Consider the following 11,955-nt stretch of genomic DNA (forward strand, 5'->3'; position numbering starts at 1 on the left):
AGCAATCGTTGCGCGGCCGTCGCTCCCGTCCGGCCCCCTGTGGCCGGAACGGTGGGCCGCCGCGGGGCCTCAGGGCGCCTGGTTGAACACCACGCCGGCCAGCTTCTCCGGCTCGAAATGGGCCACCGCCTGGCTGATCGCAGCAGGAGTATCGCGGCCATAGCCGGCCACCACCACCACAAAATCGGCAAGGTCGGAGAGGATGCGTGCGTCCGGCGAGCCCTTGATGGTGGGGCCGTCCAGGAACAGGTAGCGGTCCGGGTAGCGGTGGCGCATCGAGTCGAGCAGCGCATGCATGCGGAACGAGGAGAAGTACTCGCCGCTGCCCTCGCGCGCCTCGCCCACCGGGATCAGGCGCAGGCGCGGCACGCCGGTGGCGTAGATCTTCGATGCGATGCCTTGCGCCGGGTGTTCGAGGAAATCGATCAGACCGCCGTTGGCCGGGTCGACGTCCAGCGCGCGATGCTGTTCCGGGTAGCGCAGGTTGCAGTCGATCAACAGGCTGGTCCGGGCCTCGTCGAAGGCGAACGCGGCGGCCAGGTTGCGCGCCACGAAGCTGGCCCCCGAGCGCGGGCTGACCGCGACCACCAGGGTGATGAAGTTGCTGGGGCCGGCCATGCCGAGCAGGCGCGTGCGGATCTCGCGGAAGACATCCGACTCTGCCCGCGAACCCGCCTCGCGATGGATCAGCCGGCGCTCCTCCAGCTGCCGCGGCGCCAGCGCACGCGGTTCGGCCATCAGCGCAATGGAGTGCTCGGATGCCTGCTGCGGCAGATGGTCGGCGTTGCCGGCCTCGCCGGCCCGCAGCACGGCACCGGAAATCGATTCGTCGGGCTTCATGCCGCCCCCTTGAGCTTGAACACGAACAAGGTGAGATAAGACACCACCACCACCGCCAGGATCAGCGCCAGCACGAGGTTCTGCAACTGCGCCCGGCGCCGGTCATGCGGCGTGGCGTAGTAGGGCACCGTGGCCAGTACGGGCAGGCCGGTGAGCCGTTCGAGCTGCCCGGCCGAACGCACGCGCGGATCGAACCGGGCGATGCCGAACAGCAGGCCCAGCGGCAACGCCAGGCTCAGCAGGACGCCGCCCACGGCGAAATGCATGAAGCGCAGCCCGGTGGGGATCAACGGCATCGTCGCCGGATTTTGCACGGCGAAGGTCAGGCCTTGCTGCGTGGCGTCCAGGTCCATCGACACGCGTGCGTTCTCGCGGCGCTTGAGCAGATCCTGGTAGACGTCGCGGTTGACGTCGTAGTCGCGGGTGAGTTCGGCGGTGGCGTTCTCGGAGCCGGCGATGCGCTTGCTGCGGTCGAGCTCGGCATCCAGCATCGCCTGACTCGCGTTCATCCGCGCCGTGGCCGCGGCGATCTGGCCGCGCAGATCGGTCAGCTGGCTCTTGATCTGCTGGTACAGCGGGTTGAACTGCGCATTGCCCAGCGAGGCCGGCTTGCCGTTCGGGTTCTGCCGGTTGCGTTCGGCTTGCGCCAGTTGCTGCTGCAGATCCTGCATCTGGTGGCGCACGCGCACCACGTCGGGGTAGTCGTCGGTGTAGGTGAGCAGCAACTTGTCCAGCTGCGCCTGCAAGTCGGCCAACTGGGCCTGGTACAGGCCTGCCGTGGTCTGCACGGCGGAGACCTCCGATTCGCCGGACAGCTGCGCTACCAGCGAGGCTTCCTGCGAGCGCTTCTCCATCAAGTCCATGCGTGCGTTTTCCACCTGCGAGCGCAGGTCGTTGACGCGTGCCGCGGTGGCTGCCTCGCTGCCCGGACGCGCGTCGGCGTTCTCCTCGCGATAGGTTTTCAGCTTGTCTTCGGCGCCAGTGAGTTTGCGCTTGTAGGCCTCGACCTGGCTGTTGATGAAGTTGAAGGCGTCGCGGCTCTCACGCTGCTTGGAGGCCAGGCTCTCGCTGATGAACAGCTGCCCGAACAGCCGCGTGACGTGGTAGGTGCGCGCCGGGTCGGAGTCGTAGTAGCTGATGGTCAGCAGATTGTCGCGCGAGAACTTCACCGTGGTGCGCGACTTGATGCCGTTGGTGATGCGGTCCAGCTCCACCGGGGTCGGATGGCCAGCCAGCCAGCCGCCCTCTGCCAGCACCTTGTCCAGCACCCGGGGGGTGAGGATCACCGCGCGCGCGATGTCGGCGCGGTTGGCGTTGGCGGTGGGCGTGGCGGCACCCTGCATCAGGGGCGCGATGATGCTGCTCTCCTGCACCAGGATGGTGGTGGAGGCCTCGTACTTCTTCGGCCACAGCACGCCGAGAAACAGCGCCGCCAGCATGATCGCGGCGAAGATCAGCCCCAGCGCGATGCGTCGGCGGCGGCCCTCCTCCAGCAGTACGGGCAGCAGGTCCTGGAGTGAAATCGATTGTTCGTTCATGGCGCTCGCCTCCGTTCCCTGAGGCCCCCTTTAGGCGTCTTCTTCAGAAGGTGCGCTGCGGCACCGTGATCACGTCGCCCGGCTGCAGCGGATAGTTGGTCGCCAGGTTGCCGTCGTTGAGGATCTTGCCCAGGTTCACGGCGTAGGCCTGGCTGTCTCCCTGGCCGGCGCGGCGGTAGAGCTCGGTGCGGTCCGGCGAGGCGTATTCGGTGACGCCGCCGGCCGCGAGCACTACATCGAGCACGGTCATGCCCGGGCGGTAAGGCAGCGAGACGGGAGTGCGCACCGCGCCGGTGACGCGCACACGGGCAAGGTATTCGTGGCTGCGCAGCTGGGTCAGGATCACCGCCACCTGCGGATCGCGCACATAGGCCTTGAGCTTGTCGCGGATGGTGGCGGCCACTTCCTCGGAGGTCTGCCCGCCGGCTTGCACGTCGCCGATCAGCGGCACGGTGACCTTGCCGTCAGGGCGCACCGGCACCGATACGCTGAGGTCGGGGTTATGCCACACCGACACCTGCAACTGGTCGTCCACGCCGATGCGGTAGTCGTTGACCGCCATGGCGTCGGCGTTGACTTTCGGCGGCTGGGTCGACGGCGTCACCGCAGCGCAGCCGCTTACTACAAGAGTCAGCAGCAACACAACGAGCACGATAAGGCGCTTCATGGTCATCCCCCTGAATCTGTGACCCAGACGTTAGCATATTGTGAACCAGCAAGACGTAAATCGGTGTGAAATCCCCTGCTCCGCCCATCGCCGCCGGCACCGGCCGGAAGTGCATCGCCTGCCGGACTCAATCCACCCCGGCGTCGCGCCGGAGCACCGCCACATTCACCTCGCAACGCAGCCGGAAACCCAGCGACTCGTAGAGGCGGATCGCCGCCGTGTTGCTCTTCCATGCATGCAGGAAGGCCGTGTCGCCGCGTGCGGCAATACCGGCGGCGACCTGCCGGGACAGGCGCCGGGCCAGCCCGCGGCCGCGGAAATCCGGATGCGTGCATACCCCGCTGACCTCGGTATACCCCGGGAAGCGGAAGCGCTCTCCCGCCATCGCGGCGAGCCGCCCGTCGATGCGGACGCCGACGAAACGGCCCATGCGATGGGTGTGGCGCAGGAACGGGCCCGGCTCGGTGAGCGTCGCCAGCGCCAGCATCTCCTCCGCATCCCCGTCGTCCAGCAGCAGCACCGTTTCCGGACCGGCCTCCGGCGTGATATCTCCGGCGGCAACCATCTGCACGCCCCTGGCGGTCTTGGCCGCCGCCAGGCCGGGCGGGATGCATATCTCCGGCACCTGCAGCACGAACACCGGCTCCGCCGGCCGCACCAGCCGGGCCAGCGCCGCCAGCGCTTCGGCACCGTCGTCGCGCGCGGAGGCGAAGCGATTGATATCCGGCCGGTAGCACCGCGCCAGCGCATCGCCCAGCGCCAGTTCCGCATGCACGCTGGTCAGGCTGGCCCATACCGGCCGATCGAGCGGTTCCATGCGTCACCTTCTTCCGGATCAGGCAGGCCAGCCTAGCGCAGCTCCATGACCACCAGTCCCTGCGGCGGGATGTCGAGCTCGAGCTTGCCGTCGTGTGGCTCGACCTGCGCGGGCGCCGCCAGCGTGCCGGCGCCGCGCAGCTGCACGATCTGCTCACGCGACGGAAAGTCCGGGCGGCCCATCGCGTCGAACGCAGCCACGGCATTGCCGTGCGTTTCGTCCAGGCGCCACACCCGCGCTCTGGCATCTGCCGGCAGCGACGACACATCGATCTCGAAGTGCCGCACCGCGCCCTTCGGCCGGCCGGCCGTGTAACTGGCGCCGTCGCCTACCGGCGGCGCGTAGTTCCACAAGGCCAGCACCAGGGTGCCGTCGGCACGGCGGGTGACCAGCGCGGCATCGGAGGTCGCCGGCAGTTGCACGTCGCCCAGCTTGTGCAACATCGCGAAGGCATTGAAGGCCGGCTTGGGGATGTTGTCTTCGGCGATCAGGCCGAAGCCGCCATAGAACGGCGTACGCACCACCCCGCCCTCCTCGAACACGTCGGAGAACGTCCAGTAGCTCATCGCCTCCACCTTGCCGGCACAGGCGCGGATGGTGTTGGCGAGCCACGGGCCCATGTACACCGTATCGGTGACGTTGGGCAGGTTGGCATAGGAAGCGTTGAACTCGCTCATGATGAACGGCAGTTTCGGGTACGGCGACGCCAGCACCTCCTTGTGCACCTTGTCCACCGCGCGGCACACCATGTCCTTGCGCGGGATGTTCTCGCGGGTGTGGAACACGTTGTCGGCGGTGTCGTCGCCGTAGACGTGGGTGCTGACGAAGTCCACCGGCACGTTCGCCTGATGGACATGCTTGAGGAAATCGGCGACTTCCGCGGCTTGCGCCGTGGCCGGACCGCCCACGCGCAGGCGCGGGCTCACCGATTTCAGCGCGCGCGCGGTGTGGTCATAAAGCGTGTAGTAGGTCGGCATCTTGGGATTGCCGGCCCAGAAGCCGATGTTTGGTTCGTTCCACACCTCGAAATACCACTGCGACACTTCGGCTATGCCGTAGCGCGCGACCAGGTGCCGCGCGAACGCACGGATCATACCGTCCCACAACGCATAGTCCTTCGGCGGCGCCACGTTGGGGTGGTACCAGAAATCCTGCAGCGCCTTGGGATCGGACGTCAGGTCCTTCGGCATGAAGCCCAGCTCCACGAACGGGCGCACGCCGCGCGCCAGCAGGCCGTCGTAGATCTGATCCACGTAGGAGAAGTTGTAGACGGGCCGTTCGTCGCCGCCCGACGCACCGGCGGCGTTGTAGAACGGCTGACCTTTCCCGCCCAGCTGGAACAGGCCCACGTCGTCGTCGAGGATGCCGTGGAAGCGCACGTAGCCGAACCCCGTGGCCTGCTTCACCGTCGCGAGGTCCTTGCGGTAGTCGTCACGCAGCGACAGCACCGCGCGGCCGGAGCCGAACATCCGCTCCCAGAAATGCGGAAACGGCGTGCCCCTGGCCTTGGCGTCGATCTGGATGCGCACGGTATCGCCAGCGGGTGCGGGCATCGCCGCGCACGGCGCGCCGGTTGCCAACAGCAAAGCGCACAGCAGCAAACCGCGGACGACACGATGCTTCACGGATTCGTCGTTCATGCCATCACCTTGCAGGAGCCCCGGCCGGGATTCGCCCGGCCCCGAGTGCGCCGCGGCCCGGCGCAGGCACTTGCGCGTCCAGCCAGCCGCCACGGAAGCCGGCGCGCTGCAGGCCGGCGCGGATGTAAGGATTCCGGCGCATCACCTGCCACACCAGGCCGCTGCGCCAGTTCTCGATCATCAGCAGGATCGGCCCCTGGTCGATGCCCAGGTGCACGGTATCGACCCAGCCCAGCCCGGGCACCACATGGCCGGTGCCCGATTTGGCCTGCGCGTCGTGGAAACTCGGATTGAACGCGTCGACGAAGCCGTAGCGATCGTAGATGTACTTGCCGTAACGCTGCTTCATCGCGGCCAGCGCGGGCACCACGATCTCCGGCGCGAATGCGATCGACCCGCCGGCCGCGGTCGGTGCGATGGTGCCGTCGTCGACGGTATCCGCCAGACCCGCGCCGCGCGCCGTATAGCCGTAATAGTGGCGCGCGCCCACCACGTAGTCGCCGGGTCCGTCGCAGGCAGTGAGCCCCCACACATCTGCGCCATAGCCGGTCCAGCCACCGGGATCGGCGATCGCGTAACTGCGCTGCGCGTAGGTCGCGCGGCGGCTGTTCTCGAAGTAGTCCAGTCCATGCTGGCGGCTCCAGTCGTCTCGGATGCCGCGGAAGTCGATCCAGCTCTGGCTGAACTGATGGCCGAACAGCGGCGCGAAGTTGAGGAAGGTCTGTCCCTCGAACGCGCCCCAGTAGAGATGGTTGCTGGACAGCCAGGCCTTCCACGCCGCGGGAGAAACGGGATGGGTCGGCGAGCCCAACGCAAGGATGTAGACCAGCATGCCCTCGTTGTAGCCCTTCCAGTCGGACGGGATGAACTGGCCGCCCGGCGTCCAGCCCATGCCGATCAGCGGTTTGCGGGGTTGCATCCACGGCCAGTCGACGCGGCGGTAGATCCGGTCGGCGAGCCGGCGGATCTCGCGTTCCGGCGCGGTGTCGCGGTCGTAATACGACTGCGCGAACAGCACACCGCCGAGTAGCAGCGTGGTATCCACGCTGGACAGCTCCACGTAGCGCGCCGCGCGCCGGCCATTACGCATGTCGAGGAAGTGATAGAAGAAGCCGCGGTAGCCGCTGGCGTCGTCCTCGCTGGCGTTCTGCGGCGCATCCGCGAAGAAACGCAGGGTGGCCAGCGTGCGCTCCACCGCTTGCGCGCGGCTGATATAGCCGCGCTCCGCGCCGATGCCGTAGGCGGTCAGTCCGAAGCCGGTCGCAGCGATCGAAGAGAAGGAATGGTTGGGCCAGGAGTCCGGCACCAGTCCCGTACGCGGATCTGTGCCCTGCCAGAACCAGTCGAAGCTGCGATGTTCGAGGTCGTCGACCATCGCCTGCTGCGCGGGCGCCAGGTCGGCGTAGCTCCCGGCGGCCTCCTTGGCGACGACCGGCGCGGGCCCGCCGACGACCAGTGTCAGCAGCGCGATAGCCGCAACGACATACAGGTTGCGCCGCCAGCTTGGAATCATGCGATCGGGATCTCGTGTACGCATAAGTGCATGGCGAGCGCGGGGCCACGCCTGCCCCGCGTTCCGACACAGGCCATCGTTAGAAGCTGACGCCCATCGTGAGCTTGACCGTGCGCGGATAACCGGTGATGTCGCCGATCGGGTTGTACATCACCGGCCGGCTGCTCATCACGCCATTCGATCCCCAGTTCTCCAGGTAATCGACGTAGTTGCTCCAGTTGAACGCGTTGATCAGGTCGAAACGCAGGTAGGCCTTCAGGTTGCCGTAGATCATGAAGTTCTTGGTTGCCTGGAAGTCCAGGTCGCGATAGCCGAAGATCTTGCCGCCGATCAGGAAGCGCCCATTGCCCGGCGGCGCGATCGCCACCGAACGGCAACCGCTGCCGGCGCTGCCGCCGCTGTCCACGTTGGTGGGCGTCGCCCCGAAGCAGGCGAGGTTGAGGTCGGGGATCGGCGTGGCCAGAGTCAGCTTGGCGCCGAGCACGAAGCCCCAAGGGCCATCCAGCGTGCCGGTCATCACGAGGCGGTGCTTGGCCACGCCGGACGAGGTGTACGGGTAGTTGCCGATCCACTCGTAGTCAAACGCGTACTGGTCGGTCGGATCGGCGTTGTCGTTGTTCTGCTTGGTGTGCGAGTAGGTGTAGGCGATCGTCGCGCCCCAGTGCGACTCGTGGGTGTAAGGCTTGTCGGCCGACAGCAGGACCTGCGTGGTTTGCGTCTCCAGTCCGTTGTTGCCGATGATCAGGCTACCGAAACCGGGAATGCCGTTGCCCCAGGGCTGGCCGCCGTTCTGCCAGAAGCTGCCGTCCGGATAACGGTTGCCCAGCGTGTACACCAGGCCGTTGTGGCTGCTTATGTAGGCCAGCGTCGCGCTGGTGTTCCAGTCGCCTATCTGATTGCGCATGCCGATGCTGAACTGGTCGGAATACGGCGCCTTGAGGTTGTTGGTGACCAGGTCGACTTCCTTGCCGGCATTGCTGCCGGATACCAGCCCCTGCAGGGTCGGGATGCTGAGGTAGGCCGGGTTCCAGGCATAACAGTTGTTCACGCCGACATTGCAGGGCACGTCGGGCGTATTGAAGAACAGTGTGGGTTGCGACAGCGCCTGCTTGGTCTGCTCTACCTGCAGCGACTCGTACAGGTCGCGGTCGTAGGAACGGCCGATGCCGCCGAAGACCACATGCTTCTGATCGCCGTTGATGTCGTAGGAGAAGCCGAAGCGCGGCTGCCACTCGTTCGTCTTCGCATGGCGATTGTGGCCGGTGCTGATGTAGTCGTTGATGTTCACCCCGCCCAGCGCCAGCGTCTGCGCGTACGTCTGTCCGGGCGGCGCATTCGGATCCTGCATGCCGAACGCCGCCACCACGTTCGCGGGGGTCACGAAGTTGAGGTAGGACGGTGTTTTCTCGTAATCCCAGCGCACGCCGAGGTTCAGCGTCAAATGGTCGTCCACCGCCCAGTCGTCCTGGATATAGACGCCCAACTGCTTGTCCGAACTGGTGGCCACCGGGCTTATGCCGGGCGTGGGCGAGCCGAACTGCACCTGGTACGGGATCGCTTCGGTGCCGGCCGGCGTCACCGCGTAGTTGAACAGCGCGTTGGAATCGCCGGCATCCTGCGCGGTGAGTTTCACCGCTTTGTACTTGAAGCCCATCTTTACGACGTGGTCGCCGTTCCACTCCAGGTCGTTGAAGGTCAAGTCGTCCTGGATCGCCGGACCCTTCTGGCCCTTGTTCTGTTGGGCCAGCGGCGAGTTGCCGGTCTGCACGATGACCTTGTTCAGCTGTGCGCCGGTGAGCGTGTAGGAGCTGCCGTCGCCGACGATGATCGGCGTGGGCGCATAGAACGCGTTCTCGTAGGTCATCTGCAAACGGTTGAACCAGCTGTAGGCACTGTGATCCCAGCGGATGTCGAAACGTTTGTCGGTGTTTTGCGTGTCGAGTCCCGCCGATGCGGCGAGCGTGCCGCCGAGGCCGCTGATGGAGGTTTCTTTGCGGTACTTGCCGCTCACCTCGAAGCGGTCGTGGTCGGTCGGCTCGAAGTCGATCTTGCCGAACCAGTCGTTTTCCTTGAACGGCAGGCTCGCCGGCCCCAGCTGCGATTGCACGCTGGCGGGCAAGTAGCCTGCGTAATCGGTGACACCGGGCACGACGGTGGTGGGACTGTCGAATTCCTTGCCTTCGTAGGCGATGAAGAAGTGCGCCATGTCCTTCACGATCGGGCCGCCGAAATCGAAGCCGTAATCCTTCTCGTGCGACTGGGTCTTGTCGTGCGCCGCCTGCTCCGCCGGCGTCATCGCGCGCAGGCGGGTATTGGTGAAGCTGCCGAACACGTCGCCGTGAAAATCGTTGGTGCCGGACTTGGTTTCGGCGGTCACCGCAGCGCTGGAGATCTGGTCGTACTCCGCCTTGTAGTTGGAGGTGATGACCTTGTATTCGCCGATCGCCAATTGCGGGAAGGGGTTGCCCTGGCTGGCGTTCTGGCCGGTGATGCCGCCCGACAGCACGTAGTTCTTCTGGCCGACGCCATCGATGTACACGTTGATGTTGCTGCTGGCCTGGGCGCCGGCACGCAGGCTGGTGGTGCCATCGGCATTGCGCGTGAACACCATGCCCGGGACGATGTCGGCGAACTCCAGGAAGTTGCGCGAAGCGGCCGGCAGCGCATCGATGTCCCGCAGCGAGACGATGTTGCCGACCTCGGAGGTCGTCACCTCCGGCAAGGTCACCGCGGACACCGTCACGCCACCCAGCGCCTTGACGTTGGATGGCGCGGGCGCCGCCGGCGCGGCCGCACCCAGGTCGAGCGTGCCGACCGAGGCCACCGACAAAGTGACAGTTCGCTCGGTGCCGGGGCCGGCATCCACCTGATAGGTGCCAGGAGGCAGGCCGACCAGCGCATAGCTGCCGCCCTTGTCGGTGCGCGTGCGACGCACGGCGCCGGTGGACAGCTGACGCGCGGTGACGACCGTGCTGGCCGGGCCGTGGCCGCGCAGCGTGGCGTCTGCCGTCTGCGCCACGGACCACCCCGGTATCGCGCACGTGGCGGCGATCGCAGCCTGGATCAAACCGGAAAGCAGCTGCCTGCGCAGCTTCTGGCTCATCGTCGTATTCATGCGATGTACTCCCCATATCCCCCTGTTGTCGGGATATGCCGGGCCGGCTTCCGCGCCAGGCACCGGGGACGGATCGCGATTCAAGTCCCGGCCACGCCGCCGTTCTTCCGGCGATTGCGCATCTTCCAGGGCCCGCCTGCGCCGGATGTCGCGTTGCGCGTCCCCGTGCAACGCCGATCCGGAATCGCTCCATGCAGCGTCGACCAGCGGCAAGGCGGAAACGTCGCGGCCGCCATGCTGGTGTCGCCGCACAACATGAAAGGCGGCATGTGCAGGCAACGTGCACGCGCTGTCGCAGCGTCGATGTAGACAGGCCTCTCGGCGACGCCCTTCGTGCCGACACCGCGCCGCGGTCAGGAGCCCGGAACCGCCCCTGCTAGTCCGCCAGCGCCGCGACCCGCTGCGCCGCCACCAGCTTTTCCAGCACCGACAGATCGGTGCGTGCGCTCGGACCGTCCCTGCCCTGTATCCGCCGGCTGTGCCGGGCCTGATTGATCTGGGCCATCAGCAGGCTGGTCAGTTCGTCATGCGTCAAATGCAAGTGCAGCACGATCATCGTGTCGTCCATTGCGGGCATCTCCTTCGCCACGCCGGCGCGTCTCCGGCGGAGACCGTCGTCACAAACCGCCTGGAATGGCTCACCGATAATTGCAATTCAAATTTGCATTTGTCAACCATGTCTATTTGGATATTTGGCGCGACGCAAATGCAACACTGGCGTCGCCCATGAGTCCAAGAGCCTCCGCATCCCGCCATTTCGGGCAACGCCTCCAGCAAGCGCTCGACCGCACGGCGATCCCTCCGGGCCGGCAACGCACCACCGCTTTGGCCAACCATTACGCCGTCGCCCGCGAAACCGCGCGCCTGTGGCTGGCGGGGCGCGCGATGCCCGAAATCCGTCGCCTGATCGAGATCGCCGACGACTGCCGCGTCAGCCTGGATTGGCTCGCTACCGGTCGCGGCCCGATGGTGGCGCCGCCCGGCGTGGGCGAACGGGCACATAGCTACGACGTACTGAGCGTCGACGAAAAAGCGCTGCTGCAGGCCACCCGCAAACTCTCGCTGCGCCGCCGCCAAGGCTTGATGGCGCTGCTCGACGTCCGCGACTGAAGCACACACGCGGCACCCCACCGCACTCAGACGGATATCCGTCCAAACGCATAGCGGAGCGTTGCTGCTTGTTGAACAGGGGACTTCCAGCCGTTCCGGACGCCCCCATTCTCCGGCTGCGCCGCGCCGGACGGAGCCTCAGGCCAGCATCTCCATCACCTGCGCCGTCGAACGCACGCGCCCCAGCCGCGGGAAGATGTGCTCGATGGCGAAACCATGCTGCTCGGCGCTCGCGGCGCTCATCGCATCCTCGGCGAAGACGATGGCGTAGCCGTGCTCCCATGCCGCACGGGCGGTGGATTCCACCCCGATATTGGTGGAGATGCCGCCCAGCACGATCTGCGCGATGCCGCGACGACGCAGCTGCAGGTCCAGCTCGGTGCCGTGGAACGCGCCCCATTGGCGCTTGACGATGTGGATGTCGCCCTCGGCCACGGCGAGTTCGTCGGCGTACTCCCACCATGCCGGTGTCATCGGCTTGGTCGGCATGGAACGGTCGATCGGCTGGCGCAACAGGTCGCCGCCGTCGGCGGACCAGCCCACCCGCACCAGCACCACCGGCGCGCCGAGCGCGCGGAAGCGCGCCGCCAGCCGGCCGGCCCGACCACACACCTCAGGCGCGCCATGCGGACCGCCGGCGTAGGGTGCGATACCCTTCTGCAAATCGATGAGCACCAGCGCGGTGCTTCGCGGATCGAGCTTTTCCACGAAATTC

10 protein-coding genes are annotated in these 11,955 nt (G+C 66.6%); 1 reads left to right on the top strand and 9 read right to left on the bottom strand.

Annotated features, from left to right (window positions below):
- Nucleotides 1–69: 69 nt before the first annotated feature.
- From ISP14_RS07345 to ISP14_RS07380, 8 genes are all read right to left on the bottom strand, one after another.
- Nucleotides 70–840, bottom strand: coding sequence for a P-loop NTPase family protein (locus tag ISP14_RS07345; RefSeq protein WP_404537665.1), 771 nt, complete (start codon nucleotides 838–840; stop codon nucleotides 70–72).
- Nucleotides 837–2,378, bottom strand: coding sequence for an XrtA system polysaccharide chain length determinant (locus tag ISP14_RS07350; protein WP_404537667.1), 1,542 nt, complete (start codon nucleotides 2,376–2,378; stop codon nucleotides 837–839). Before ISP14_RS07350 ends, ISP14_RS07345 begins: the two co-directional genes overlap by 4 nt.
- 43 nt (nucleotides 2,379–2,421) lie before the next feature.
- A complete protein-coding gene (locus ISP14_RS07355; RefSeq protein ID WP_404537669.1) occupies nucleotides 2,422–3,045 on the bottom strand; it encodes an XrtA/PEP-CTERM system exopolysaccharide export protein in 624 nt (207 codons plus the stop codon).
- A 127-nt stretch (nucleotides 3,046–3,172) separates the two neighbouring features.
- Complete coding sequence (locus tag ISP14_RS07360) at nucleotides 3,173–3,862, bottom strand: GNAT family N-acetyltransferase (RefSeq protein ID WP_404537671.1); 690 nt, start codon at nucleotides 3,860–3,862, stop codon at nucleotides 3,173–3,175.
- 32 nt (nucleotides 3,863–3,894) lie between these two features.
- Nucleotides 3,895–5,502, bottom strand: a complete 1,608-nt coding sequence (locus ISP14_RS07365) for a GH39 family glycosyl hydrolase (protein ID WP_404537673.1) — start codon at nucleotides 5,500–5,502, stop codon at nucleotides 3,895–3,897.
- A 4-nt stretch (nucleotides 5,503–5,506) separates the two neighbouring features.
- Nucleotides 5,507–7,015: a glucoamylase family protein gene (locus ISP14_RS07370; protein WP_404537675.1), complete on the bottom strand. Its 1,509-nt coding sequence runs from the start codon at nucleotides 7,013–7,015 to the stop codon at nucleotides 5,507–5,509.
- Between the two features lie 79 nt (nucleotides 7,016–7,094).
- Complete coding sequence (locus ISP14_RS07375; protein ID WP_404537677.1) at nucleotides 7,095–10,130, bottom strand: TonB-dependent receptor; 3,036 nt, start codon at nucleotides 10,128–10,130, stop codon at nucleotides 7,095–7,097.
- 376 nt (nucleotides 10,131–10,506) lie between these two features.
- A complete protein-coding gene (locus ISP14_RS07380; RefSeq protein WP_404537679.1) occupies nucleotides 10,507–10,698 on the bottom strand; it encodes a hypothetical protein in 192 nt (63 codons plus the stop codon).
- 158 nt (nucleotides 10,699–10,856) lie between these two features.
- Between ISP14_RS07380 and ISP14_RS07385 the strand changes: the two genes are divergently transcribed.
- A complete protein-coding gene (locus tag ISP14_RS07385) occupies nucleotides 10,857–11,240 on the top strand; it encodes a helix-turn-helix domain-containing protein (RefSeq protein WP_404537681.1) in 384 nt (127 codons plus the stop codon).
- 138 nt (nucleotides 11,241–11,378) lie between these two features.
- Here ISP14_RS07385 and ISP14_RS07390 read toward each other — a convergent pair whose 3' ends face one another.
- On the bottom strand, nucleotides 11,379–11,948 hold the full coding sequence (locus tag ISP14_RS07390) for a hydrolase (RefSeq protein ID WP_404537683.1): 570 nt from the start codon (nucleotides 11,946–11,948) through the stop codon (nucleotides 11,379–11,381).
- Nucleotides 11,949–11,955: the final 7 nt, after the last annotated feature.

This window comes from Dyella agri (assembly GCF_044904705.1).
Taxonomy (GTDB): Bacteria; Pseudomonadota; Gammaproteobacteria; order Xanthomonadales; family Rhodanobacteraceae; genus Rhodanobacter_A; species Rhodanobacter_A agri.

What these genes read in the sequence shown, in the direction of transcription:
- ISP14_RS07345 (WP_404537665.1), bottom strand. Translation starts at nt 840, where the DNA reads ATGAAGCCCGACGAATCGATTTCCGGTGCCGTGCTGCGGGCCGGCGAG.
- ISP14_RS07350 (WP_404537667.1), bottom strand. Translation starts at nt 2,378, where the DNA reads ATGAACGAACAATCGATTTCACTCCAGGACCTGCTGCCCGTACTGCTG.
- ISP14_RS07355 (WP_404537669.1), bottom strand. Translation starts at nt 3,045, where the DNA reads ATGAAGCGCCTTATCGTGCTCGTTGTGTTGCTGCTGACTCTTGTAGTA.
- ISP14_RS07360 (WP_404537671.1), bottom strand. Translation starts at nt 3,862, where the DNA reads ATGGAACCGCTCGATCGGCCGGTATGGGCCAGCCTGACCAGCGTGCAT.
- ISP14_RS07365 (WP_404537673.1), bottom strand. Translation starts at nt 5,502, where the DNA reads ATGAACGACGAATCCGTGAAGCATCGTGTCGTCCGCGGTTTGCTGCTG.
- ISP14_RS07370 (WP_404537675.1), bottom strand. Translation starts at nt 7,015, where the DNA reads ATGATTCCAAGCTGGCGGCGCAACCTGTATGTCGTTGCGGCTATCGCG.
- ISP14_RS07375 (WP_404537677.1), bottom strand. Translation starts at nt 10,130, where the DNA reads ATGAATACGACGATGAGCCAGAAGCTGCGCAGGCAGCTGCTTTCCGGT.
- ISP14_RS07380 (WP_404537679.1), bottom strand. Translation starts at nt 10,698, where the DNA reads ATGGACGACACGATGATCGTGCTGCACTTGCATTTGACGCATGACGAA.
- ISP14_RS07385 (WP_404537681.1), top strand. Translation starts at nt 10,857, where the DNA reads ATGAGTCCAAGAGCCTCCGCATCCCGCCATTTCGGGCAACGCCTCCAG.